The organism is Undibacterium sp. TJN19, assembly GCF_049339485.1.
In the GTDB taxonomy this organism is placed as follows: Bacteria; Pseudomonadota; Gammaproteobacteria; order Burkholderiales; family Burkholderiaceae_D; genus Undibacterium.
Window position 1 is genome coordinate 122,598 of the sequence record NZ_JBMPPL010000011.1, and the last position, 25,784, is coordinate 148,381.

The window sequence follows — 25,784 nt, forward strand, 5'->3', positions numbered from 1 at the left end:
GCTACATTTGATATGTATCAATGTAGCTGAACAGCACGATTGTTATTCTTGCCCTGTATCTTTATAACAGAGTGAGATCATGACAATAAGCATAGAAAATACCTACAACTACCGGGTTGTACGCCAATTTTCTGTCATGGCAGTGATTTGGGGTGTAGTCGGCATGCTGGTTGGCGTGGTGATTGCAACTCAGCTTGCCTGGCCCGAATTTCTTGGTGGCATACCCTGGCTCAGCTACGGACGTCTGCGGCCCCTGCACACCAATGCAGTGATATTTGCCTTTGGTGGTTGCGCCCTGATGGCGACTTCCTATTACGTGGTGCAGCGCACTTCGAATGTACGCCTGTTCTCTGATGGCCTGGCTGAATTTACATTCTGGGGCTGGCAACTGGTGATTGTTGCCGCCGCCATCACGCTCCCTATGGGCTACACCCAGGGCAAGGAATATGCAGAACTCGAATGGCCCATTGATTTGCTGATCGCTGTCGTCTGGGTGGCTTATGCCGTCGTCTTTTTTGGCACGCTCATGAAGCGCAAGGTGGAACACATTTATGTTGCCAACTGGTTTTATGGTGCCTTCATCATTGCTGTTGCGATATTGCATATCGTTAATAGTGCTGCGATACCTGTATCGTTCATGAAATCTTATTCAGCCTACTCAGGTGTGCAGGATGCGATGGTGCAGTGGTGGTACGGGCATAACGCCGTTGGTTTTTTTCTGACGGCAGGCTTCCTGGGCATGATGTATTACTTCATACCCAAACAGATAGAGCGTCCGATTTATTCCTATCGCCTGTCTATCGTCCACTTCTGGGCGCTGATATTTACCTATATGTGGGCGGGTCCCCATCACTTGCATTACACGGCCTTGCCTGACTGGGCGCAATCCATCGGTATGGTGTTCTCATTGATTTTGCTGGCACCTTCATGGGGTGGCATGGTCAATGGCATCATGACCTTGTCGGGTGCCTGGAGCAAGCTGCGCTCTGACCCTATCCTGCGCTTTCTTATCGTTTCCCTGTCTTTCTACGGCATGGCGACCTTTGAGGGGCCGATGATGGCCATCAAAACAGTGAACGCCTTGTCACACTATACCGACTGGACGATTGGTCACGTGCATTCAGGTGCGTTGGGCTGGGTGGGATTTATTTCCATCGGTAGTTTGTACTACCTGATTCCACGTTTGTTTGGACAGACACAAATGTATAGCAAGCGTTTGATCGAAGTGCATTTCTGGGTGGCGACTATTGGTGTGGTTTTGTATATTTCGTCGATGTGGATTGCCGGCGTTATGCAAGGCCTGATGTGGCGCGCCGTGAACCAGGACGGAACCTTGACTTATTCTTTTGTTGAGACCGTAAAAGCGACCTATCCCTACTATGTGATACGTCTGGGTGGCGGTATTTTATACCTGAGCGGCATGCTGGTGATGGTTTATAACGTTGCCAAAACCATGGGTGCATCGCGGCCTGTGAACAACGCTATCCCTGCCTTGTCAGCAACCACTGCACATGCCTGAATCTGGCAATCATATAGAGGAGAAACTTGATGCGTAATTTTACTCATGACCTGATTGAGCGAAATGTGGGTTTGTTGCTGGCGCTGGTTATTTTGACCATCAGTTTTGGTGGCCTGGTTGAAATTGTCCCGCTGTTCTTTCAAAAATCCACCACCCAGCCAGTACAGGGCTTGCTGCCTTACAGCGCCTTGCAACTGGTGGGACGTGATATCTATTTGCGCGAGGGTTGTTATGGTTGCCACTCACAAATGATACGTCCGTTCCGTGCTGAAACTGAACGCTATGGTCACTATTCTGTAGCAGGCGAATCTGTCTATGACCACCCGTTTCAATGGGGTAGCAAACGGACAGGCCCTGACCTGGCACGTGTTGGCGGACGTTACAGCGATACATGGCATAGGGACCATCTGACCGACCCGCGTTCAGTCGTAGTGGAATCGAATATGCCTGCCTATCCGTGGCTGGCTAAAACCGCACTGGAGCCAGACAGTGTCGTGCCAAAACTAAAGGCAATGAAAACCCTGGGCGTGCCCTACACCGAAGAACAAATCAAGGCAGGCCCTGCCGAGCTGGCAAATAAAACAGAACTGGATGCATTGATTGCTTATTTGCAGGTGCTGGGTACGGCAATCAAGAATAAAAATTAAGGCGAGTTTAAGACAAGTTTAAGACGCGTAATAGCTGATCAGATCAGCTTTATCGGGAGAGAAGAAAATGAACTTCACAATAATAAGCAGCGTCGTGACGGTGGTCAGCCTGTTGGTTTTTCTTGGCATCATTTATTGGGCATTTAGTGCCGGTAATAAGGAAAAATTTGAAAAGCTGGCACGTCTGCCTATCGATAATGAGAATGGGAACTAGTCATGGCAGATTTTTTTAACGAATGGTGGAGTATCGGCATAGCCATAGTCACTGCCTTGTCCATGGCGGCATGCGCCTTGCTGTTATGGTCGCAATCCAAAGTCAAAGTCAAAATTGGCAGTGATGGCAAGCCACTGCCTGCCGAGACCACCGGGCATGTATGGGATGGGAATCTGATGGAGCAAAACAATCCCTTGCCCAAGTGGTGGATGTGGTTGTTTTATCTGACGATCGCTTACAGCGTCGGCTATCTTGTTGTGTACCCTGGTTTTGGTAACTATCAGGGAATGTTTGGCTGGAGCCAGGCAAGTGCTTACGAAAAAGAGATGAAGGATGGTGAGGCGCAGTATGGACCGGTATTCAATAAATACCTGGCAATGGATATCAAAGACGTCGCTAAAGATCCGCAGGCACGCGAGATCGGTCAGCGCTTATTTCTGAATACCTGTGCGCAATGCCATGGTTCTGACGCGCAGGGCGGCAAGGGTTATCCCAACCTGGCAGATAACGACTGGCTGTATGGAGGCGACCCGCAAACCATCGTCACCACCATACGCGAAGGCCGTCATGGGCAGATGCCACCTATGGGGGGCGCCCTGGGAAGCGATGAAGATGTGCGGAATGTCGCCAATTATGTGCTGAGCCTGTCTGGCTCTACCCATGACCCTATCAAGGCGGCGATCGGTAAATCAAAATTTGCCGCCTGCGCTGCCTGTCATGGTGTGGACGGCAAGGGTAACCAGGCTTTGGGCTCCCCCAACCTGACCGACAAGATCTGGTTGTATGGTGGTGGCATAGAAACCATCATGGAAACAATCAATAAAGGCCGCAACAATCAAATGCCTGCGCACAAGGGAATTTTGACAGAAGGGAAATTGCATTTGCTGGCAGCCTATGTGTGGGGGCTTTCCAATAACTCAGCTTTTTCGCAGGTGAATAACGCGGAAGCAGGGGCCATACAGCAAATTGCCACCACCCCAACAGCTTTTTCTGCTGCCGCATCCACGAAGTAAATTGTCTGATTTAAAAAGAAACACAATGAAGCACATACCAATTATCCAGGTGCCAATAGAAGAAGCAGAATTGGCTTTATTTGAAGAGCGCAGGAAAATCTACCCGAGGGCGCAAAGCGGTTGGTTCTCTTCCCGGCGCTGGATATTGGTATTGTTCACCCAGATCTTGTTTTATGGAACAGCCTGGTTGAACTGGAATGGCAGGCAGGCTGTTTTATTTGATCTGGTAGCACGTAAGTTCTATATTTTTGGTTTGGTACTATGGCCGCAAGACTTCATTTACCTTGCTGTCTTGCTGGTCATATCGGCATTGAGCCTGTTTTTGTTTACCGCAATTGCAGGCAGAGTATTTTGCGGGTATGCCTGTCCACAAACTGTCTATACAGAGATTTTTTTGTGGATAGAACGTCTCGTTGAAGGCGAGCGCAATGCACGCGTGAAACTGGATGCTGCGCCACTTTCCGTACGGAAATTTTCACTGAAATTCGTCAAGCATTTTCTCTGGATCATTCTGGCGCTGTGGACGGGTTTTACCTTTGTCGGCTATTTCACTCCCATTCACGAACTGGCTATTGAAGTGGGCAATTTCACGCTTGGTCCTTGGGAGACATTCTGGTTCTTGTTTTACGCCTTTGCTACCTATGGCAATGCAGGCTGGATGCGTGAACAGGTATGCAAATATATGTGTCCCTATGCGCGCTTTCAGAGCGCCATGTTTGATAAGGATACCCTGATCGTCACCTACGATAGCGAACGTGGTGATCCGCGCGGCTCCAGGAACAAGAAAGTTGATTTTAAGGCGCAGGGTTTGGGTTCTTGCGTAGATTGCGGCATTTGTGTGCAGGTTTGCCCGACCGGCATTGATATACGAAATGGTCTGCAATATGAATGTATAGCCTGTGGGGCCTGCATCGACGGTTGTGATCAAGTTATGGACAAGATGGGTTATGACCGTGGCCTGATTCGCTATACGACAGAGCATGCCTTGGTCAAAAAACTGGATGACAAGGCGATGTGGAAGCGGGTTTTTCGCGCACGTACTTTAATTTACGGCAGCTTGCTTGGTTTGATTATTTTGCTGGCAGCCGCATCACTGGCCATGCATTTGCCGCTTAAAGTCGACGTGATGCGTGACCGCGGCATGCCGAAAATTACCGAGATGGGCGCCATTGAAAATGTCTATCGTCTGCAAGTCATGAATACCCGGGAATTGCCACGTCGCTATAGCATCGAAGTGGCAGGTGTGCCAGGCGCTGTCATTCTGAATAATACGGCCATTGATTTGAGTGCGGCGACCACGAAAGCCTTTCCCATACGCGTGCGTGTACCCGCAAATGTGTTGCCAGCAGGATCAAATCGCTTGCGATTTGTTATAAAAGATATTGATGCCCCAGAAGTCAACGTGACAGAAAAAGCAGTATTTCTTGTTCCAAGATAGGAGAGTTAAATGGATGCCGCTTTATTTCCCAAAAAAACCAGAGTGGATGCCTGGTATAAAGAACCCTGGTTGCTATTGGTAGCAGGTGGGCCTCTATTTGTCGTGTGCGCCAGTTTGTATACGGGTTATATCGCCTTGCATGGTGCTGACAAGGTGGTTGCTGAAGATTATTACCGGCAAGGCCTGATGATCAATAAAGATATACAAAGAGATGCCAGGGCCAAAGAGTTGCAGCTAAGCGCCGTCATTGTTATTGATACGCTTAATAACAAGTTGAAAATGCAGATCAGTAGCAAGACCAGCCTGCCTGATACGGTCCAACTGAGTCTCGCCAATGCGGCGGCCGGTGGCAACACGGTGAATGAAGTGATACATCGTTTGTCCATGAAGCAAGTCAGCATGGGAAATTATGAGGGCGACATGAAGTTGCTGCCAAACCTGTCTGCCAACTCCGTCAAATTATTTCATCTTAAGCTGGAAGGCAGCGACTGGCGTTTAACTGGTGACTGGTTTGATCCAGAACAAAAATCGATACGCTTAAGTGCGTCAAAATAGTGCATATCCCTCGATTTTGCAGGCAATGCATTCGATGATTACTGGACTGGAAGGGGCGGGATTTGGAACAGCATAAAGTAACACATGGAAAACCTTACTTACGCCCGATGCTGATGATCGTGCTGTGGCCTGCGTTTCTGATGGCCTGTGCGGCAACAGGCTTGTTTTTCAGCCTGGTTGATCCTATGGAATTGATCATCCTTGATCAGCGTTTGCAAATGCATGCTACCGGTGTGTATACCATCGGTTTTTTTGCATTCTGGCTGCTAGGGATACTGTCCAGTGGTTTGACCGCTTTGCTTGTGCAGAAAGCACATTAGGAAACCTATCATGAATACAGCGCTGACATTTCCAGCGATAGAAATACCGGAGGAACTGATACGGCGTTTTGACTCGCTGGGCCCAAGATATACTTCCTATCCAACTGCTGACAGATTCAACGCAGAATTTACCGCCGATTCGTATATCCAGTATCTGCAAGAGCGCAGTCGGGCAGCGCAAAAGCCGCTGTCGCTATATATTCATATCCCATTTTGTGCATCGCTTTGCTATTACTGCGCGTGCAATAAGGTCATTACCAAAGATCATGGTCGTTCAGCCAAGTACCTGGAATACTTGGAAAAAGAACTCAAGCTGGTCGTGGCACACTTGCACAGTAGGGAAGTCCTCAGCCAGCTGCACTTGGGGGGCGGCACGCCAACTTTTCTTAGTCATGACGAAATGCGTCATTTGATGGCAATGCTGCGCAGACATTTTGATTTTTCTGAAGATGCTGAAATTTCCATAGAAATTGATCCGCGAACCGTAAGCAGGGAAACACTGCAAGTTTTAGCTGAACTGGGATTTAACCGCACCAGCCTGGGTGTCCAGGATTTTGACACTGAAGTACAGCGAGCGATACACAGGATGCAGCCATTTGAAATGGTTGAACAAACCGTTGCCGATAGTCGTGCATCAGGCTTCCAGTCAATCAATTTTGACTTGATCTATGGTTTGCCCAAGCAAAACCTGGAAAGTTTTTCCCGTACGCTGGACCAGGTCATTGCCTTGTCACCGGATCGTATTGCTTTGTACAACTATGCACATCTGCCAACGCGCTTCAAGCCGCAAAGGCGTATTGCTGAAGCAGACCTGCCGTCGGCTGAACAACGCCTGCAAATTTTTCTGATGTCTTTGCGTCGTTTACTGGCAGAAGGCTATGTGTATATCGGCCTTGATCACTTTGCCAGACCTGACGATAGTCTGGCAAAAGCCACGCTGGACGCCAGTTTGCATAGAAATTTCCAGGGGTATACAACCCGTTCGGATTGCGATTTGATAGGCCTGGGTTTGTCATCGATCGGTAAAATTGGTGCATCCTATGTCCAGAATACCAAAACACTGGATGAATATTATGGCGCCTTGGATAAGGGTGTGTTACCGGTAGAAAAAGGCTTTCACTTAAGCCAGGATGACATTTTGCGCCGTCAAATCATCATGCATCTGATGTGTAGCAGCAAAGTGGACTTTTCAGCCATCGAAGCGCAATACGGAATTTCTTTTATCCGCTATTTTTCAGCGGAACTGGCGAAAATTCAGCAATATGCTGAAGAGGGCTTGATTGAACTCAGCGACAAATCCATCAGCATACTGGCCAAGGGACGTCTGTTTGTACGCGCGGTAGGGATGGCGTTTGACCATTATTTGTCGCGTCAGACGACAGCCAATTACTCTAAATTGATTTGATATGTTGACTTTGCCCCTGGCAATTGCTGCGTTAACGGCTGGTGCTGCTGGTGGCATCCACTGTGTCGGCATGTGTGGCGGCATCTCCAGTTTGCTGAGCAAGGCAGGGCAAAAACAGAGGCTCACCCGTGGCAACATATTCCCTGTCACCTTTGTAAATCAAGGACGGGGAATTACAGCGGCAAATGCTGCCAATATGCGATCGGAATTGACATACCAAGCTTTGTTGCAGGGCGGTCGTATCACAAGCTACATGCTGATCGGCGCTGTGCTGGGGGGCATGGGGGCTGCCGGCCTGGCATTTAAATCGTCTCTGCCAGTGCAGCAAATCATGTTTTTCATCGGCAATCTGGCGCTGATTGTACTGGGCTTGCGCCTGCTTGGGGTTTTACCTCAAAGTCAATTTATCAAACAAAGCTTGGGGCAACTGTATGGTTTATTCAGCAGGGTTCTGCCCAGCATGCAGCAAGTCTCAAGGCATCCGTTTTTTCTCGGCATGAGTTGGGGTTGCCTGCCTTGTGGCTTGCTTTACAGCGTAGTCCCATTTTCATTGCTGGCCGGCGATGCCTGGTCTGGCGCTATTCTGATGTTGTTGTTTGGCTTAAGCGCCTTGCCTCATTTGTTGCTGGCGCAAAAGCTGGTTCTGGCCGCAAATAACAAACATTTATCAATAGTGATCAAGTCAGCAGGTGGTGGTGTGCTGATGATGTTTGGCGTATTGGGATTGTGGTATTTTGATATGAAAAGCATGCCAGCTTTTTTATGCCTGTTGCCAGCAAGCTGAGACAACTTGAACGCGAACTAAGCTTTTATATCGATCAGCGTACCCAGAAGCTCATCCGATGTTTTAACGATTTTGGCTGAAAGCTCAAAGCCTGCCTTGTATTGTATCGATTGCACCACCTCAGAGTTAAGGTCAGTGCCGCTGGCATCGGACGCAGATAAGCTGCTGCCGGCCTTACTGATATTGGCAATTACACCGCCTGCAGGCTGTTCCTGGAAACTGACTTGCTGGGGTACAAATCCATTTGTGTTTGCATTGGCAACATTATGGCCAGAACTGTCGAGCGCGCGTGAATACGCTTGCAATCCAGACAAGCCGCTACTAAGTGCTGAAACAGACATAAAATTCTCCAAATACACACTACCACGCTACAAGCTTATACCTGAATCAAAATCTTTGCAGGAAAAATGCTTTTCATTAACTTATTGGCAAATTTAATGGCAAACTGATTTCCAGTCGCGTACCTTCGCCCACCTGGCTATCAATCAAAAATTCACCGTGCATGGCCTTGACACGTTCGCGCATGCCCACCAGGCCGAAAGAACGCGATTTACGCATATCTTCGACGTCTATGCCTGTCCCATTATCGCTGATGGTAAAGTGCAGTTTGTCTGCGCTTCTTTCAAAAATAATCTGCACTTCTGTCGCACTGGCATGACGTACGACGTTGGTCAGTGATTCCTGGACAATACGAAAAATGGCGGTGCTGCGCGCATCATCCAAAGTCAGTTGCACTTCGTTGGCTTGCAGTTCACAGCTTATGCCATGTCGGCTGGAAAAATCCTTTTGCAATGTCTGCAGGGCAAAATACAAGCCTCCTTCATCCAGGGCTCTTGGCCTGAGGTCGCTGGCAATGCGACGCAGTGTGGTGATGGCTGTCAGTATCAACTGATCCATGCTGTTGACGGTTTTCTGGTTTTTTTCAGTCAGAACATGATCTCTTTGCAGTAACGATAAATCCATGCGCAGCGCAGCCAGCAATTGGCCCAGGTCGTCATGCAATTCGCGTGCTATATGTTTGCGTTCCTCTTCCCTTATGCTTTGCAAGGCGGCAGATAATTGGCTTAGTTCTTCGTGATACAAGGCCGTTTTTTCTCTTGCCACTTTACGTTCTGTAATATCGCGGAAAATCACGGTGTAATAGCGCTGACCGTTTTCCATCTGACTCGATATCGATGCTTCAATGGGAAACTCCTCACCATTGGCCTTAACGCCCGTGACATAAAAATCTTCAAAACTGCCCCCCATTTTTCTGCGGGTGTCACCAGTTTCGCCAAAGTGCCTGACGTGAGAGCCGTGTACTTTGCGATGCCGTTCTGGGATGACAGCATTGAGCGAAGCGCCAAGCAGGTCATCGACCTTGTAACCGAACAAGCTTGCGGCCGCCGGATTGACCAGGATAATGGTCTGAGTTTCATCAATGGTGATGATGCCATCTATGGCAGTGTCTATCATGCGACTCAGGCGCTCCCGCTCCAGACTGAGTTCTTGTGTTGAACGGGCGAGGTTCACCGATGATTCTGCGAGATTGGAATAGGGCGTATATATATTGACTGCAACCATGCCACGGTAGATGGCGATGGCGGCCAGGAGCTGCAACAGGTGGCCTATTGCCACAAACAGGTCGTCACTTTGCACATACAGTGCAAAATAGACTTCAGAGATAGCCAGCAACATGGCAGCAAGGAACAAAGGTGCGCGTTCTATGTGCAAGCGGGCGACATTGACATCCTGTTTCTGATAGACGCGTTTGTTGAATAGAAATGCGGTGAACAGATTGATTGCTACCAGTGCTGCTTCGCAGGCGATCTTGAATGAAGTCTGACCAGTACCTGCCACGTAAGTCAGGGGTAACAGGTGAGGGAGAGCGAATACGATACAGATCCATATGGCAGTCATCGCCAGCCCGGCGATTAATACCAGTGCTGCCTGCCTTTGACTGACTTCTGAATCCTCTGGTGCCAGTGCCAGCCCCAATAAGGTAGTGGCGATGAAGGAGCGCGAAAGCAACCAGAACGATAGCGATTTGTGCATGTCTTGTGCATCTGGAAAACCCGGCATGCCCTGGAAACTGATGGCATGCATGAAACCCAGAATGGCGGTGCACAGAAATGCTACTGCCAAAATTACGCTGCTTTTCTTTCTGTAGCCACCAAAGGCGTTCCAGCAAACGATGAAGACAGAAGTGAAGATAATAATGGTGACAGTTTCGAGTATGGTATGAACTGGCAGTGGGGCGGGAATTTTCAGGGTATTCAACTGCGTGTGATTCATCCATAAAAATACGGAGATCATTAAAAGCAGGGCTGACAGCCAACGCACACGGATCAGTCTTGGGTATTCAGTTGGCATGAGATGAATGCTGGAGATAGTTGAGGTCGATAAACATATTTTACGACCGAATCAGGTGCGCACGATTAATACGGCACCAGAATGCTGCTGGAAGAATGTAAAAAATGGCACTCTGAGCGAGTGCCATTTGAAGTGTCCATGCTATGCCAGAAATGATATTTTATCTTGCATCAATGCTACGTCAATGCGACATCAATACAGGCACGGTCATACTTTCCAATATGGTGCGGGTAACGCCACCCATGATCATTTCCCGGAAGCGGGAGTGGCCGTAACCACCCATTACCAGCATGTCACTATCGAGGTCATGTGCCAGTGATAGCAGGGCATTGCCAATATCTGTTGAAGTCTTGTGCACGGAAACTTCAACTTTAATGCCATGTCTTGCCAGGTATTGCGCGATATCAGCACCCGGCTGTTCGCCATGGGCGTCAAGTACGGCCTTGGGATTGAAAATCGCTACTTGTACCAGGTCGGCACGTTTCAATAACGGGATGGCATCGGTAACCGCACGCGTGGCTTCGCGGCTGGTATCCCAGGCAATCATCGGGCGTTTGGCGACAGTGGTGAAATCACCCGCGTAGGGAATGATCAATACCGGCCTGCCGGAATTCATGATCAGATATTGGGGGAAATCTGATAAGACTGATGGCGAAGGTTCATCATGATTAGTCTGGCCTATGACCAGCAGATCACTGTAGCGTGCCTGCAGGCCTATGCCACCACCGGCTTCGTCATTGGCAATCATGCTTTCATATGACAATACGCCCAGCTCCTGTGCAATTTTATTGAAACTGGCGACTGCCTTTTCCGCACGTTCGCGCAGGAAATTCAGGTGTATCGTCAGATTCGGGTCGCTTGCGCTGATATTGCCGTCCTGATAGATGAAACGGGATACACCCGTTACCGCTGTACCAAGCAAATGTGCTTCATCTGCCATGGCAATTTCTGCCGCTATGCGGACACGGAAATTCGATCGTTCAGACTCATCGACGTGTACTAATACAGTTTTGTATGTCATGTCTTTGCTCCTTCATTGATGTGCTACCGAAATCCCCGAATTTGGTGATTTTTATAGTCAGAATGGACAATAGTGCTTAAGTCGTGTTTAAAATTGCAATACCTGCTATAGCAGCTTACTCTAGTTTAGGGCAACCGCAACTTCTTTGCTCCATTGTGGCAGCAAGTTTTTCCCTACAAGTGCCGAAACTTTTTCACTCACTTTGTTGCGTGTTTTAGCTGGTGGCAGACGGCGCAGGGTCTTCAGGGCCGGTATATCAAGCAGGGCGATCTGACGCTGATCAACGCTGATCATCCCCAGTTCGTTAAAGGCAGATAAAGTACGGCTGACCGTTTCCAGTGTCAGGCCCAGGTAGCTGCCAATTTCATGGCGTGTCATGCGCAGGTTAAAAGATTTTCCAGAGTAACCAAGCTGACTGAAACGTTCACCAAGATTCGTGAGAAAGCGTGCTACCTTGGCTTCAGCACTCAAGGCGCTGAGCATGCCTATCATGATTTGTTCGCGTACCAGTTCGCGGCTCATGACACTTAACATGGCCTGTTCCAGCTCAACATAGCTGCGGCCCAATGTTGAAAACGTTTTGTAGGGCAGAATGATGATGTCGCAATCAGACAGCGCCACAGCTTCTGAGGCATGGTGCTGATTATGAATACCATCTATGCCCAGCAAATCACCTTTCATGGGGAAGCTGAGTACTTGCTCGTTGCCATATTCGTCCAGCAGCACTGTTTTCAGGAAACCGGAATTGACGATGTACAGACTTTCAAAATGCTGACCTATGGTATGAACTCGCTGGCCAGCTTTGAAGCGTACGTGCTGAAAGAGTACTTCTTCATTGGCACAGGCAACTGGCGCTGGAATTTGTAAAAGATCACAGACTTCACCCAGTTTGGACCACAGATTGCCATGGCAACGCCAGCCAGCCTCGTTGGGAATTGACGGGAACTGAACAGGCAAGGGCAGACTGGTGCTGCTGGTATTGCTAGTAGTAAGTGCGGCTGACATCATGATAATCCCCTGAAGGTAACAACATTAATTGATTTGAATTCTTGAATCCGTGTGCTGCCAGCGCAGCAAATAATCTTGTAGCAAACCAAAGTCTGTCGATTTGTCCAGAAAACCATCTGCACCTGAACGCGCGGCATGCAGGCGGTTGGCTTCGCTGGCATGATTGGTCAGAATCACGACCTTGATCGCAGGTTTGCTCTGCTTGATACTTTTCAGTAATTCAAGACCATTGCCATCGGCCAGTTGAATATCCAGAATCATGGCGTCAGTATTGCTGTTCAAAACTGCCTGATAGGCACTGTTGATATCTGCAGCTACACCAATCACGTGCATATCATTCAACTCTTCTACAAATTGAATCAGACGCTGCTGAATCAAGAGAGAGTCTTCGACGATGTACAGGTTCATGATGTTTTCTGTGTGAATGCTAAATAAGGAACTGCTGGTTTGCTTGGTTTCTATTATCGCCAGTGCTGGCATTTATTTAAATCAGCAGATCCTGATTTGAAGCGTCAGATTTACAGCCGCACTTGTAGGAATATTCCTATAGAGCACAGAAATTGAGAGAATGGAAATGTTCAGGACGGGCGCATCACGCTGATGCTGCTGACAGCGTTTGCCGGGGACTGTTTTTAAAATGTGGGGGCGAGGCTTTTTGAGCCCGCTCAGGCTTGCGGTACCAGCAAATGATGGGCAACAGCGTATTGCACCATGTCAGATAGATTACTCATGTTCATTTTCTGCATGATTCTGGTTTTGTGAGTGCTGACGGTTTTTACACTCAAATGCAAAAGCTCCGCAATTTCGGTAATCGACTTCCCTTTGACCAGGTGCGTGAATACTTCGAATTCACGATCAGACAGGCTGGTATGCGGCATGCTGTCATCGGCTGGCATTGCATTCATTGCCAGCTGTTCTGCCACTTCTATGCTGATGTATGGCCGTCCTGAAGCGACTTTGCGTAAGGCTGTTACCAGTTGCGTGCCTGCGCTTTCCTTGGTCAGATAACCGCGGGCACCGGCACGTATGGCACGCACGGCATATTGCTCTTCCTCATGCATGGTCAGTATGAGAATAGGCAACTTGGGAAATTCATCCTTGATCTGGCGTATCAGGTCCACACCGCTACGACCTGGCATGGACAGGTCCATCAACAGGACATCAAATTCCACGCTACGAACTTTTTCCAGCGTGTCAAAGCCATCAACGGCTTCTGCAACAACCTGTATGTCTTCAATGCCTTCCAGTATGCGTTTCAGGCCTTCGCGCATGATGGTATGGTCGTCTGCAATCAGGATGCGTGTCATTAGTATGGCTAGAGTACGTGAATGAGGTTTGCTTTTCTGCGCACATTGTTGTGTTCAGGCAAGGAAGAACCCTATTGTACTGTACATCAACCCGAAAACTGCGTGCGATGGCAGACACTGCCAGTGTTTCTGTTCAATATGATCCGACTGTTTTAGTGGTGTTTTAGTGGTGTTTTAGTGGTGTTTTATACGGTGTACCAGAACCGGAATCTGGCACAGCGATAACACCTTGGTCGTGACACTGCCGAGCAAGAACTGGCCCAGGCCGCTCCGGCCGTGTGAGCCCATGAAGATCAGATCGCATGCATATTCCTGTGCGGTATGCACGATTTCTTTTGCAGTTGAATCATTGAACTGTATAACTTCCTGGTATGCCAAGCCTGCCATAGCAGCGGCATCCCTAACCGGTCTGAAATAGTTTTCAGCCATCGTCTGCATGGCAATCTTATATTCATCTTCGGTGGGGCCGTTTGCCGGAACTATATCGACATACAGAGGATATTGATAGTTGCCAGCAACGAATACTGCAACCACACCGGCCTGTAGCTGCTGAGCGAATTCAAGCCCCGCACTGACGCATGCCTGGAATAGTTCTGATCCATCGGTGGGCAGCAATATGGTGTTATACATGGTTGGCCTTTCAACTGAATTCAATGTGCCAGCTTGCACCTGAATTGTTGCACCGACTTTGATTTCCAACAAGGGCGTGCCTGATTTGTTTTGCCCTTGTGCTTGACCGTAACGTGCCTATTTCCTTGTAGGGTATAGCGTACGCAGATCAAGGTAAAATTGTTTAACTGATATCAAATTTGAGCTTGCAACAGTCCAGACAATTCACTTGAATTTGTATAACTTAATTTGATGTCTGTACATTCATGCCAGTTGGCGAACTCACGCAGGGTTTTTGCCAGGTCGCTAGCCATGGCTTGGCTGATACGTTGCCCTGGTTCCAGGTGCAGAGCCTTGATTTCGAATAGCTTGTCCTTGCGATGCGCCTTGGCATCCATGCGGCCAATTAAGGCCCCTTTGCGCAAAATGGGCAGTGTGAAATAGCCGTAGCGTCTCTTGGCCTCTGGTGTATAGCACTCAAGTTTGTAGTCGAAATCGAATAACTCTATTGCCCGCTTTCTGTCCCAGACAATAGGGTCGAACGGTGACAAAATGCGGGTGGCGGTGGCTTTCAACTGATTGTCGTTTGCCTGTTGCAACAAATCCAGTCGATCTGGATGTACGTAGAAAACCTGTTCATGGTTTTGCACAGATACCGGTATCAGCAAGCCTTCTTTTGCCAGATGCGTCGCCTGGTAGCTGGTATCGGGTTTGCCCATGCGAAAATAATCGGCTATCCAGCTTGCTTTTGTGACGCCCAGTGCTCTTACCGATTGCAGGATTTGCGTGCGCTGGCAAGCCAACGGGTTTTGTAAATGTTTTTTGTCATCCCATTTGGGATGAACGCGTTCGCGCAAATCATAGATGCGCTGAAAATTATGGCGACGTGCCACCATCAGTTCACCCGTGGTGAACAAGACTTCCAGCGAGCGTTTTTCCGGTTTCCATTCCCACCAGCCACTGCTCTTGCCATCTGTACGTTCAAAATCGGCCGAACGGCTGGCACCATTTTCATGGATGTGCTGGCGTACTTTGTCTACTTGCGCTGCGTTTTCCTTGAGCCACTTATGATTGTATTTCCAGCCCAGACCCTGTGGTGACACCATCTGATGACGGTACAGACCGTAATCTTCTATAGGCAGAAAACAGGCTTCGTGTGACCAGTATTCAAATAGCTGACCTTCTGCCAGCAGCTCATTGAGCCATGCCTGCGGATAATGGCCCAGCCTGCTCCAAAGCACCAGGTAGGGGCTGCGTGCCACCACGCTGATGGTATCGATCTGCAGGGCAGACATATTCTTGATGCAGTCCAGCACATCTTGTTTGCTGGTCTTGCGCTGTGGTGCGTTCAGCAAACCTTGCGCCGCCAGATGCAGAGCGCGAGCGGAATTCAGGGAAAGATGAAATTCAGGTTCGCTCATGGGATATCACCGATAGCAGGAAGGGGTGTGGCAGATGTATTTGTTTGCACATCTGCCACCGGGTGACGACAACGCTTAAAAATACTTGAGACCGATCGCTGCCTTCACTTCATCCGTGGTTTGTGCCGCAATGGCGCGGGCTTTTTGCGTGCCTTCTTTCAGCATCTGTAAAATCTGTCCACGGTCTTTGGCAAATTCTTCACGACGCTCGCGTATAGGTTGCAACAATTCCTGCAGAACTTTTTCGAGGCGAACTTTGACTACGCTGTCACCCAGACCACCGCGTACATAATGGTCTTTCATTTCTTGCAGTGCGACTTTGTCTTCGTCAAAGGCATCCAGGTAGATGAAGGCGACATTGCCTTCCAGGTGGCCGGGGTCACTGACCTTCAGGTGCAAGGGGTCGGTATAGACATTTTTCACGGCTGCCTTGATTTCCGCAGGGCTGGAACCCAGGTTAATCGCGTTACCCAGCGATTTACTCATTTTTGCCTTGCCGTCAATGCCGGGCAAGCGACCAATTTCCGGTACCAGTGCCTGGCATTCAACAAGGATATCTTTATTGGCCAGACGGTTGAAGCGACGGACGATTTCATTGGTTTGTTCTATCATCGGTATCTGGTCATCACCAACCGGTACCAGGCTGGCCTTGAATGCCGTAATGTCAGCTGCCTGGCTGACTGGATAAGTCAAAAAGCCGGCTGGGATATCACGTTCAAAGTTGCGCAAAACGATTTCTTGCTTGATAGTGGGATTGCGTTCCAGGCGTGCTACGGTGACCAGGTTCAGATAATAAAAGCTAAGCTCGGTCAGTTCCGGTATCTGGGACTGGATGAAAATAGTGGATTTGGCAGGGTCTATGCCTACTGCCAGATAATCCAGCGCCACTTCAATGACGTTATCATGCACCTTGGCCGGGTTATCCATGTTGTCGGTCAGGGCCTGGGCATCGGCCAGCATGATGTATTGTTCATATTGATGCTGGTATTTGACGCGATTTCGCAAGCTGCCGACGAAATGGCCCAGATGCAAGGGGCCGGTCGGGCGGTCGCCCGTCAATATCAAATGGTTTTTATTTTCTGTAATGCTTGCTGACATAGCTAATCCGTTGTGGTCTTGCAGTGAAGTAGTCGCAAAAAATGCCGCTGAATCATGAGCGGCATTCTGGGCGTCAAGGTGTATTCTTTGGCTATGATGCCGTTTTCAAGCCGAATGTGTCAAGTTTGCCCATGGTTTGGTGCCTATTGCCTCGTGTCGATTGATGATCTTTTACGCAATTCAGTCTTTCTTTCGATTTTGCAGCTTTAAATCTGCCACTTTCCTTAGATTGTCATTTCTTACAATGATAAAATCACGGCCTGTGTTTATATTCAGCTGAAAGAAGCCTTATTTTGACATCTTTGACTTCAAAAAAATTGGTTATTGCCTCGCGAGAAAGTCGTCTCGCCATGTGGCAGGCAGAGCATGTGCGTGACCGCCTGGTGGCACTTTATCCTGATTGGCAAATAGATATTCTTGGCATGACGACCCGTGGCGACCAGATTCTTGACCGCGCCCTGTCGAAAGTCGGTGGCAAAGGCTTATTCGTCAAAGAGCTTGAAGTTGCCATGGCCGAAGGCCGTGCCGACCTGGCCGTGCACTCCTTGAAAGATGTACCGATGGATTTGCCGGAAGGCTTCGTACTGGCTGCTATGCTGGAACGAGAAGATCCGCGTGATGCTTTTGTCTCCAATGATTTTACAAGCCTGGACAGCTTGCCCGCTGGTGCCGTAGTAGGTACCAGCAGTCTGAGGCGCCAGGCATTGATAGCAGCGCGTTTCCCGCATCTGATCATACGTCCCTTGCGCGGCAATCTCGATACCCGCCTGCGTAAGCTTGATAGCGGTGAATATGCCGCCATTATCCTCGCTGCGGCTGGCTTGAAGCGACTGGGTTTGCCTGAACGTATTCGTGCCTGTCTCGAACCTGAACAAAGCTTGCCAGCAGCAGGGCAAGGAGCTATGGCCATAGAAATACCAGACGACAGACCTGATTTGCTGGCCATGCTGGCACCTTTGAATCATGCGGAAACTGCGCAGGCAGTGATTGCCGAGCGCACAGTATCCAAAGCCTTTGGTGGCAGTTGCCAGATTCCACTGGCCGCTTTTGCTACAGTCACAGATGGTCATATGGTGTTGCTCGGCATGGTGGCGACGCCAGATGGCAGCCGCATTGCGCGTGCCGAGGTGGAGGGGGATGCCACGCAGGCGCTGGCACTAGGGCAAAAACTGGCGCAGGCACTTTCTGCGCAAGATGCCGAAGGCATACTGGCGGCATGCAAAGCACAGATCGTTGAATAGCGTTGTCAAGGCATGTATAAACCCCTGGTCATTATTACCCGCCCATCGGCGCAGGCTGAGAACTTTGCACGCAAAGTCGCGGCGATCGGGCGTGACTATGTGCTTTTTCCTTTGCTGGAAATTCAGGCATTGGAAGACGATACTCAGTTGATCGCGCAGGTAAAACAGCTTTCACAATACGCATTGCTGGCCTTTGTCAGTCCGAATGCAATTGATGCTTTTTTTCGCTATGTCGACGCCTATCCCAAAAACATTCCGATTGCCGTCATGGGTGAGGGCAGTCGTGCCCGCCTGGCTGATTATGGTGTGAATGATCAGACGGCGACGATTATTCGTCCGCGAAACCGGCTGAAGACGGATTCCGAGACCTTGCTTGATGAGCTTGATTGTGAAGCTCTGCGCGGGAAAAAAGTATTGATCGCCCGCGGCGAAAGCGGTCGCGAGCTATTGGCTGATGCGCTGCGTGAACGTGGTGTCGACGTAGTACAAGTCACTGCTTACCGCCGTATTGCACCGATTTTTGATGAAAACCGGCAAAGGCAGTTACGTACTTTGCTGGAACAGGAAAATGACTGGGTCGTTACCAGTTCTGAAGCCTTGCGTAACCTGATGGATAGCGTCGCGGCTTTGCAGTTGCACGATGGCGTGGCAAAAATGCAACGGCAGCATTTGTTGCTTCCACACAGCCGCATCAAGGAAACAGCACAGTCATTGGGATTTCAATCCATAACCTTAACAGCTTCTGGCGACGAACAACTGCTTGTCGCGTTACAATCTCGTCTATGAGTGAACAGCAATCAAATCCTGAAGCCGCATTGACGGCAAATCCTGTCGAATCAACAGTACGACAGCCTGCAACGCCATTGCCGCCATTATCACCATTGAGCGACAAAGAGTCGTCATGGGCGAATCCCGCCTATTTCGTTTCTGGTGTGTTGGCCGTGCTATTGGCGGTTAACTGGTGGTCTTCGCAAAATCAGATTACCAGCCTGCGTGAAGAGGTCGCCAAACGTCTGCTTAGCGCCGACACGAACAGCAGTGAAACCAAGGTATTGGCACGCAACGTGCAGGAAAATGCCAAGGAAATTCAATCCAAGGTCATTTTGCTGGAAGGCAAGCAATCTGAAGCGCAAAGCCAGCAACTGGCTCTCGAACAGTTGTATCAGGATTTGTCAAAAAATCGTGATGACTGGGCTTTGGCAGAAATTGAGCAAGTACTGTCCACAGCCAGCCAGCAATTACAACTGGCGGGCAATGTACAGGGCGCTTTAATTGCGTTGCAAAATGCTGACGGGCGTCTGGCCAAATCAGAGAAGCCGCAATTTATTTCTATTCGCCGCGCTATCGCCAAAGATATAGAAAGATTGAAATCGCTACCCGCGCTGGATTTGCCAGGTGTTGCCTTGCGACTGGATAGTGTCATCACCCAAATTGATCATATTCCCTTGTGGGCAGATGAAAAATCGGTCGTATCGGCTACGCCGCCCAAAGCACCTTTGCGTGTTTTACCTAAATCAGCTTTGAACGCGAAAGCCGATAAGAAGCCGGTAGTGGAAGAAATCGAAGAAAACACCTGGAGCATGCGTGTGCAGGATGCCTGGCAGAGTTTTTCCAGCGAGATGTGGAACGAGGTCAAGCAATTGATACGCGTGCGCAATGTTGAAACGCCTGATGTATTATTGCTGACACCATCGCAATCGTACTTTGCCCGTGAAAATCTGAAATTACGTTTGCTCAATGCCAGGCTGGCATTATTGTCGAGGAATGAAAGCATATTCAGGAGCGACATGATCGCGGCGCAAGACGCGATAGGCAAGTATTTCGATACCCGTGCCAAGCAGACGCAGACTGTGCAAGCCTTGCTGCGACAAGTTCAGGGTAGTAACCTGTCGATAGAAATGCCAACGCTGGCTGAGAGTTTGAATGCCGTACGTAACTACAAAGTGAAGCCTTAATAGCATGCGAATTTTTATCCGGCTTCTGATACTGTTCGCGCTTGCTGTCGGTCTTGCAGTAGGTGCGCGTTACAATCCAGGCAATGTTGTTCTGTTCTATCCACCTTACCGGATAGATTTGTCGCTGAATTTCTTCCTGTTCCTGCTACTGGTGCTTTTTGTCCTGATTTATCTGGTCATTCGTGCCGTCGTCACCACCAGGAAAATGCCAAGAAAGGTTGCTCTTTACCGTCAGAACAAGCGCGAAAAAGACAGCAACAAGGCCTTGCGTGAAGCTTTAAAAGCCTTGTTTGAGGGCCGTTTCGGGCATGCTGAAAAAGCGGCGATGCGCGCCACCGAGTTACCGGAAAATGCCAGTATTGCCGCTTTGGTCGGTGCTCGCGCAGCGCATCACATGAGCCAGTTTGAGCGCCGTGATTCCTGGCTTGCCGGCATGGAGCAAGACAACAGCTTTAAAGTAGCCCGACTTGTCAGTGTTACCGAATTGCTGGTCGACCAGCATCAGCCTGCGAAGGCGCTGGAAGCCGTGCGTGAATTGAATGCCAGTGGCACCCGTCACATTCAAGTCTTGCGCTGGGCCCTGAAAGCCAATCAGCAGGCGCAAAAATGGCAGGAAGTCTTAAAGCTTGTGCGTACCCTCGACAAGCACCGTGCCCTGCATCCGGCACTGTCGCAGCGTTTGCGTGAGCTGGCCTATGAAGATTTATTGAAGAACCAGGGGCATGATGCCGAATCGATACGCCGGGTATGGTTCGAAATCCCGCAGGCAGACCGTAAGTCAGCTTTCGTGGCATTTGTTGCCGCCAGTGCATTCAATTCGCATGGTTTGTTTGATGATGCCCGTGGCATTGTAGAAAAGGCATTGGTAGAAGAGTGGGATGAGCGCCTGATGCGTGCCTATCGTGATGCTGCTGCATCAGAAGGCTCGGCCGCACTGCTGTCGCAAATTGAACATTGTGAAAAATGGTCAGAAAGCCATCCTACCGACCCTGAACTGGCACTGACACTTGGTACACTTTGTTTACGTCAAAAACTTTGGGGCAAGGCGCAAAGACATATGGAGCAGGCTTTGTCAGATGCGGTCGACCCTCGTACCGTACGTGAAGCCAATCTGAAGCTTGCGCAGTTGCATGAGGCGCTTGGCCAGGCAGAGGAGGCGGCAAGTCATTATCGTCAATGTGCAATCGCTACCATGCTTTAATATAAAGGAAATGGTAGTGAGCGAAGTTAAGTCGCAGCTAAGCTGCTGCGACGCACAATTTTGTATGGAAAGCCGATATAATCTCGCCCAACCCATTCCTTCTATTGATACTTATACAGAAAGTGCAAGATGAGCTTGAATAAAGTAGCTGCAGGTCGTGATCTGCCAAATGATTTCAACGTCATTATCGAAATCCCAATGAATGCGGATCCGATCAAATATGAAGTCGATAAAGAAAGCGGCGCCATTTTTGTTGACCGCTTCATGGGTACGGCCATGCATTATCCATGCAATTATGGCTATGTTCCACAAACTATCGCTGGTGACGGTGACCCTGTAGACGTGCTGGTCATTACACCTTTCCCGCTGATCCCTGGTGTGGTGGTGCGTTGCCGCCCAGTTGGTATTCTGAAAATGACGGATGAAGCTGGTAATGATGCCAAGATTCTGGCAGTGCCTGTAGATAAGATTTTGCCAATTTATCTTCACTGGCAAAAACCGGAAGATTTGAATGATCTGCGTTTGCGTCAAATCCAGCATTTCTTTGAGCACTACAAAGATCTGGAACCAGGCAAATGGGTCAAGATTGAAGGTTGGGGCGGCCCAGACGAAGCGCGCGCAGAAATTCTGGCGGGCGTTGAAGCTTTCAAGAACGCTGAAAAATAATCTGGCCATGTAGTTCTGGCCGTGAAGTAAAAAGGGTGCGATTTGAAAATCGCACCCTTTTTACTTCAGAATATGCATCCTTCTTATGCCACAGTCTGAGACTTATGAAAAACATAAGCGGCTACTGCCAGAACAGCGAGAATGACGGCTAACCAGCTTAGCCATGACGAAGGGGATCGGTCTTCATCTGTTTGCGTGTCATTTGTGCTGCCTTGTTTTTGACGCTTGCGCTTAAGTTTTTTGTCGCGCTCCAGAAATTTTTCCAATGCCAGCGACATATCAGCCGCGCTTTCATAACGCGCTGAGGGGTCTTTTTGCATGGCTTTCATGACGATTTTAGACAATGAATCCGGGATATTGGCGCAAACTTCTGAGGGGTATTTCGGCGGTTTGCTTACAATCTGTTGTAACAATTTGTCTACGTCCTGTGCTTGAAAAGGTTTTTGCCCCGTCAGCATCTCGTACATCACCGCACCCAGGGAATACACGTCAGTCAAGGCATTGACCTGCTTGCCATTCGCCTGTTCGGGGGACATATAGTTAGGCGTCCCCATAATGTTATTGTTGAACAAGGTATGTGCCTGTTCCCGGGTTTCATCAAGCACACGATTGGGCGCACGGGCGATACCGAAATCTACGACCTTGGGTTGTTGACTGGGCAACACAAAAATATTGGCAGGTTTGATATCACGATGAATGACGCCGTTTGCATGCGCATAAGAAAGTGCTTCAGCAATTTTCTGCACGATGGTTGCAGTCTCAATGATGTCAAACTGCTTATTTTCAGCGAGTAAATGCCTTAGATCCTTGCCTTGTAGAAATTCCATCGCAATAAAAGTGGTGCCACCTTCACTGGACGCATCAAAAATGGTCACGATATTAGGGTGTGACAACCTGCCGGCAGCGCGCGCTTCGTTGATGAACTGCTGTTCGCGCTGTTTTTTGTCAGCAGCATTATTACCAGCACTAAATATCTTTATCGCGACATCGCGGTCAATGACAGGGTCATGCCCCCGATAAACTGCCCCATTCGATCCCATACCTATGCGTTCGCTCAGATAGAAGCGGCCAACACGCTTGGTCAGTAATGCGGCAGCAGGCGAATTTGGTGTGGAAATGAAATTATTTTGCATGGCAAACAGGATGCCCTGAACTAGGCAAAATTTCAAGTAGCGCCAACGCTAATATCTTGTAGCTATTTGTAAGGTGTGCGCTCGTTGAGTTCATTCATGTATAACTCAACGCCGCCGGTTTCACGTTCCAAAAATTGCGCTACAGCATCAGAAAAGCTGGGATGGCTTAAATGATGCGCCGACCAGGTTTTCGTCGGCAGGAAACCACGCGCCATTTTATGCTCTCCCTGGGCGCCGCCTTCAAACACCTGGATTTTCTCGCGTATGCAAAATTCTATGGCCTGATAATAGGCTGTTTCAAAATGCAGGCAGGGAATATGTTTTATGCAACCCCAATATCTGCCATAGACTGTCTGTTTGTCATGGATCAATAATGATGCTGCAATTTTCTCGCCATCGCTTACGGCGACAATAAGATGGATGTTTTCAGGCATGGCTTGGCTTATGCGCATGAAAAAATCCAGGTTCAGATAAGGCGTGGAATGGTGGTCTGCATACGTCTGGTCATAGCATCGTTTAAAGAACCGCCAGTCATCTTCTGTCATGTCAGTTGCGCTCAAATGCAGGAAGGTGATCCCTGCCTCGCTGACTTTTTTTCGTTCAGCGCGAATATTCTTGCGTTTTTTCTTGTCCAGGCTGTTCAGAAAATCTTCAAAACATAGATAGTCACGGTTTTCCCAATGAAACTGTATGCCCTGACGTAAGAGATAACCCGCGTCTGCCATCAGTTTTGCCTGATCTTCTGGCATGAAAAGCAAATGGCTGGATGAAAAATCAGCCGTGCTTTGAAGCTCCAGCAGGGCGTTGATTAATGCGATTTGCGCGCCCTGGTCGAGTGCCAGCAAGCGACTGCCTGTGACAGGCGTAAAAGGGATGGCAGACAGCAGTTTGGGATAGTAAGCATGACCATAGCGCTGGTAGGCTTCTGCCCACGCCCAGTCGAAGACATATTCACCGTAGGAATGCGATTTTTCGTACAACGGCAAGGCAGCCGCCAGATTTTCCCCATCCCATAGCGTGATAAAGCAGGGTTGCCAGCCGCTTTTGGCTGCGGCTGAACCAGATTCATGCAGGGCATGCAGAAAGGCATGCGATAAAAACGGATTGGCGTGAGCCTGTGCTGCAATCAGTGCATCCCATTGAAATGCCTCAATCTCGGACAGTGAAGTGATGATGCGCATGCGATAATGCAGGTCAGTAGAAGCCAATTTCATTTTCGATTTAAAACAGATTTACGACCATGACAGTAAAAGTTGCCATTGCCCAGATGAATAGTGTAGTCGGTGATCTTACCGGCAATACCGCACAGATTGTAGAGTATGCGCGTCGCGCAGCGGCGCAGGGCGCCAATATTCTCGTTACGCCTGAATTATCGCTGGTTGGTTATCCCCCCGAAGATTTATTGCTGCGCCGGGCGTTTTACCTTGAAACAGCCACGGCACTTGATGCGCTTGGTCAACAGCTTACGCTATTTCCTGATCTGGCGGTATTGGTAGGGCATCCCGCTGAAGTGGCCGGTTTGCGTTATAACGCGGTATCGGTTTTGCAAAATGGTGTTGTGATTGCCGTGTATTACAAGCATGACCTGCCCAATGATATGGTATTTGATGAAAAGCGTTATTTTTCTTCTTCAGATCAGTCCTGTGTATTTATCATCAACGGTGTACGGTTTGGCATCAATATCTGTGAAGATACCTGGCGGCAGGATGCACCAAGACAGGCAAAAGAAGCCGGGGCCCAGGTCTTGCTGGTACCAAATGGTTCACCCTATCACATGGGTAAGCAGCACCAGCGTCACGATGTCATGCGCAATAATGTAACGTCCCAGGGCTTGTCGCTGGTCTATGCCAATTTGGTCGGTGGACAGGATGAACTGATTTTTGACGGCAATTCTTTCGTCATGGATGCCCAGGGTCAGGTATGCGCGCAGTTAAAACATTGTGAAGCCGATTTGCAACTGGTTGAATTTGATGGCTCACGGCCTGTGCCAGGTAAGATTGAAACCAGCTTGAGTCTGGAGGCGCAGGTCTATCAGGCTCTGGTACTGGGTGTGAAGGATTATGTAGGAAAGAATGGCTTCCCCAGCGTATTGATCGGCCTGTCTGGTGGCGTTGATTCTGCGCTGACGCTGGCCATTGCCGTAGATGCCCTGGGTGCAGACAAGGTCAGGGCGATCATGATGCCTTCGCCTTATACGGCAGATATCTCCTGGATAGACTCGCGCGACATGGTGGCGCGCATTGGTGTGCGTTATGATGAAATTGCCATCAGCGCTTGCTTTGATGCATTCCGTTCTACCTTGAGCCAGGAATTTCATGGCTTGAAAGAAGACACGACAGAAGAAAATATCCAGGCGCGCATACGCGGCACCATATTGATGGCTCTGTCGAATAAATATGGCTCTATCGTCCTGACCACCGGTAACAAGAGCGAAATGGCCGTGGGTTATTGCACACTTTATGGTGATATGGCTGGTGGTTTTGCGGTCATCAAGGACATTGCCAAGACCCTTGTGTATCGCATCTGCGCTTACCGCAATACCCTGTCGGCAGTGATACCTGAGCGTATCCTGACACGCGCCCCTTCTGCTGAATTGCGGCCTGATCAAAAAGACCAGGATTCCCTTCCGCCTTACGAAATACTTGACGGTATCATGTCTATGTATATGGAAGAAAATAAAGCCCGTGCAGAAATCGTTGCCGCAGGTTATAAAGAAGAAGATGTGGAGCGCATTACCCGCCTGATTAAAATCAATGAATACAAGCGCCGTCAGGCACCGATAGGGATAAGAATTACACATCGCGCTTTTGGCCGCGACTGGCGTTATCCGATCACGTCAAAATTCAGGGATTGAAGTTCCAGCAAATATCAAGGAGA

General features: G+C 49.1%; 26 protein-coding genes. 15 read left to right on the plus strand and 11 right to left on the minus strand.

What is annotated here, in order from left to right:
* The first annotated feature begins 79 nt into the window (after positions 1-79).
* From ccoN to ACO0LH_RS23650, 9 genes are all read left to right on the plus strand, one after another.
* The gene (ccoN, locus tag ACO0LH_RS23610) at positions 80-1,519 is read left to right on the plus strand and encodes a cytochrome-c oxidase, cbb3-type subunit I (protein WP_422943593.1); all 1,440 of its coding nucleotides are present in this window, start codon (positions 80-82) and stop codon (positions 1,517-1,519) included.
* A gap of 29 nt (positions 1,520-1,548) precedes the next feature.
* Entirely contained in the window at positions 1,549-2,166 is a 618-nt protein-coding gene (gene ccoO, locus ACO0LH_RS23615; protein ID WP_422943594.1) for a cytochrome-c oxidase, cbb3-type subunit II, read from the plus strand.
* Positions 2,167-2,233: 67 nt separating this feature from the next.
* Positions 2,234-2,380 (plus strand): cbb3-type cytochrome oxidase subunit 3, encoded by a 147-nt coding sequence (locus tag ACO0LH_RS23620; RefSeq protein ID WP_422943595.1) that lies wholly within the window; start codon positions 2,234-2,236, stop codon positions 2,378-2,380.
* A gap of 2 nt (positions 2,381-2,382) precedes the next feature.
* Positions 2,383-3,393 carry a cytochrome-c oxidase, cbb3-type subunit III gene (ccoP, locus tag ACO0LH_RS23625; RefSeq protein WP_422943596.1) on the plus strand — a complete coding sequence of 337 codons (1,011 nt, stop codon included), beginning with the start codon at positions 2,383-2,385 and terminating at the stop codon, positions 3,391-3,393.
* A 25-nt stretch (positions 3,394-3,418) separates the two neighbouring features.
* Positions 3,419-4,831, plus strand: a complete 1,413-nt coding sequence (gene ccoG, locus ACO0LH_RS23630; RefSeq protein ID WP_422943597.1) for a cytochrome c oxidase accessory protein CcoG — start codon at positions 3,419-3,421, stop codon at positions 4,829-4,831.
* Between the two features lie 9 nt (positions 4,832-4,840).
* The gene (locus tag ACO0LH_RS23635) at positions 4,841-5,386 is read left to right on the plus strand and encodes a FixH family protein (protein ID WP_422943598.1); all 546 of its coding nucleotides are present in this window, start codon (positions 4,841-4,843) and stop codon (positions 5,384-5,386) included.
* A gap of 107 nt (positions 5,387-5,493) precedes the next feature.
* Entirely contained in the window at positions 5,494-5,706 is a 213-nt protein-coding gene (locus ACO0LH_RS23640) for a hypothetical protein (RefSeq protein ID WP_422943599.1), read from the plus strand.
* A gap of 10 nt (positions 5,707-5,716) precedes the next feature.
* Positions 5,717-7,111 carry an oxygen-independent coproporphyrinogen III oxidase gene (hemN, locus tag ACO0LH_RS23645; protein ID WP_422943600.1) on the plus strand — a complete coding sequence of 465 codons (1,395 nt, stop codon included), beginning with the start codon at positions 5,717-5,719 and terminating at the stop codon, positions 7,109-7,111.
* 1 nt (position 7,112) lies between these two features.
* On the plus strand, positions 7,113-7,895 hold the full coding sequence (locus ACO0LH_RS23650; RefSeq protein ID WP_422943601.1) for a sulfite exporter TauE/SafE family protein: 783 nt from the start codon (positions 7,113-7,115) through the stop codon (positions 7,893-7,895).
* Between the two features lie 17 nt (positions 7,896-7,912).
* Here ACO0LH_RS23650 and ACO0LH_RS23655 read toward each other — a convergent pair whose 3' ends face one another.
* The 9 genes from ACO0LH_RS23655 to trpS all read right to left on the minus strand — a co-directional run bounded on the left by ACO0LH_RS23655 (position 7,913) and on the right by trpS (position 16,711).
* On the minus strand, positions 7,913-8,236 hold the full coding sequence (locus ACO0LH_RS23655; protein ID WP_422943602.1) for a flagellar basal body rod C-terminal domain-containing protein: 324 nt from the start codon (positions 8,234-8,236) through the stop codon (positions 7,913-7,915).
* 76 nt (positions 8,237-8,312) lie between these two features.
* Positions 8,313-10,247 carry an MASE3 domain-containing protein gene (locus ACO0LH_RS23660; RefSeq protein ID WP_422943603.1) on the minus strand — a complete coding sequence of 645 codons (1,935 nt, stop codon included), beginning with the start codon at positions 10,245-10,247 and terminating at the stop codon, positions 8,313-8,315.
* Between the two features lie 181 nt (positions 10,248-10,428).
* Positions 10,429-11,268: a universal stress protein gene (locus tag ACO0LH_RS23665; protein WP_422943604.1), complete on the minus strand. Its 840-nt coding sequence runs from the start codon at positions 11,266-11,268 to the stop codon at positions 10,429-10,431.
* A gap of 120 nt (positions 11,269-11,388) precedes the next feature.
* Positions 11,389-12,276 (minus strand): helix-turn-helix domain-containing protein, encoded by an 888-nt coding sequence (locus ACO0LH_RS23670; RefSeq protein WP_422943605.1) that lies wholly within the window; start codon positions 12,274-12,276, stop codon positions 11,389-11,391.
* Between the two features lie 24 nt (positions 12,277-12,300).
* Positions 12,301-12,684 carry a response regulator gene (locus ACO0LH_RS23675; RefSeq protein WP_422943606.1) on the minus strand — a complete coding sequence of 128 codons (384 nt, stop codon included), beginning with the start codon at positions 12,682-12,684 and terminating at the stop codon, positions 12,301-12,303.
* Positions 12,685-12,941: 257 nt separating this feature from the next.
* Positions 12,942-13,583, minus strand: a complete 642-nt coding sequence (locus tag ACO0LH_RS23680) for a response regulator (RefSeq protein ID WP_422943607.1) — start codon at positions 13,581-13,583, stop codon at positions 12,942-12,944.
* 174 nt (positions 13,584-13,757) lie between these two features.
* Positions 13,758-14,213: a universal stress protein gene (locus tag ACO0LH_RS23685; RefSeq protein WP_422943608.1), complete on the minus strand. Its 456-nt coding sequence runs from the start codon at positions 14,211-14,213 to the stop codon at positions 13,758-13,760.
* Between the two features lie 173 nt (positions 14,214-14,386).
* The gene (locus tag ACO0LH_RS23690; protein WP_422943609.1) at positions 14,387-15,613 is read right to left on the minus strand and encodes a winged helix-turn-helix domain-containing protein; all 1,227 of its coding nucleotides are present in this window, start codon (positions 15,611-15,613) and stop codon (positions 14,387-14,389) included.
* A gap of 75 nt (positions 15,614-15,688) precedes the next feature.
* Positions 15,689-16,711 (minus strand): tryptophan--tRNA ligase, encoded by a 1,023-nt coding sequence (gene trpS / locus ACO0LH_RS23695; protein ID WP_422943610.1) that lies wholly within the window; start codon positions 16,709-16,711, stop codon positions 15,689-15,691.
* A 293-nt stretch (positions 16,712-17,004) separates the two neighbouring features.
* On the opposite strand from trpS, the gene hemC reads away from it, so the two are divergent.
* The 5 genes from hemC to ppa all read left to right on the plus strand — a co-directional run bounded on the left by hemC (position 17,005) and on the right by ppa (position 21,774).
* Positions 17,005-17,952 (plus strand): hydroxymethylbilane synthase, encoded by a 948-nt coding sequence (gene hemC / locus ACO0LH_RS23700; RefSeq protein ID WP_422943611.1) that lies wholly within the window; start codon positions 17,005-17,007, stop codon positions 17,950-17,952.
* A gap of 12 nt (positions 17,953-17,964) precedes the next feature.
* Positions 17,965-18,738 (plus strand): uroporphyrinogen-III synthase, encoded by a 774-nt coding sequence (locus ACO0LH_RS23705; RefSeq protein WP_422943612.1) that lies wholly within the window; start codon positions 17,965-17,967, stop codon positions 18,736-18,738.
* Entirely contained in the window at positions 18,735-19,907 is a 1,173-nt protein-coding gene (locus ACO0LH_RS23710; RefSeq protein WP_422943613.1) for a uroporphyrinogen-III C-methyltransferase, read from the plus strand. The genes ACO0LH_RS23705 and ACO0LH_RS23710 overlap by 4 nt, the downstream gene beginning before the upstream one ends.
* Before the next feature lie 4 nt (positions 19,908-19,911).
* Positions 19,912-21,108 carry a heme biosynthesis HemY N-terminal domain-containing protein gene (locus ACO0LH_RS23715; RefSeq protein WP_422943614.1) on the plus strand — a complete coding sequence of 399 codons (1,197 nt, stop codon included), beginning with the start codon at positions 19,912-19,914 and terminating at the stop codon, positions 21,106-21,108.
* 129 nt (positions 21,109-21,237) lie between these two features.
* Positions 21,238-21,774 carry an inorganic diphosphatase gene (ppa, locus tag ACO0LH_RS23720; RefSeq protein ID WP_422943615.1) on the plus strand — a complete coding sequence of 179 codons (537 nt, stop codon included), beginning with the start codon at positions 21,238-21,240 and terminating at the stop codon, positions 21,772-21,774.
* Positions 21,775-21,857: 83 nt separating this feature from the next.
* Here ppa and ACO0LH_RS23725 read toward each other — a convergent pair whose 3' ends face one another.
* On the minus strand, positions 21,858-22,907 hold the full coding sequence (locus ACO0LH_RS23725; protein ID WP_422943616.1) for a serine/threonine protein kinase: 1,050 nt from the start codon (positions 22,905-22,907) through the stop codon (positions 21,858-21,860).
* 62 nt (positions 22,908-22,969) lie between these two features.
* Positions 22,970-24,121, minus strand: a complete 1,152-nt coding sequence (locus ACO0LH_RS23730; RefSeq protein ID WP_422943617.1) for a GNAT family N-acetyltransferase — start codon at positions 24,119-24,121, stop codon at positions 22,970-22,972.
* 26 nt (positions 24,122-24,147) lie between these two features.
* Between ACO0LH_RS23730 and ACO0LH_RS23735 the strand changes: the two genes are divergently transcribed.
* Positions 24,148-25,761: an NAD+ synthase gene (locus ACO0LH_RS23735; protein ID WP_422943618.1), complete on the plus strand. Its 1,614-nt coding sequence runs from the start codon at positions 24,148-24,150 to the stop codon at positions 25,759-25,761.
* Positions 25,762-25,784: the final 23 nt, after the last annotated feature.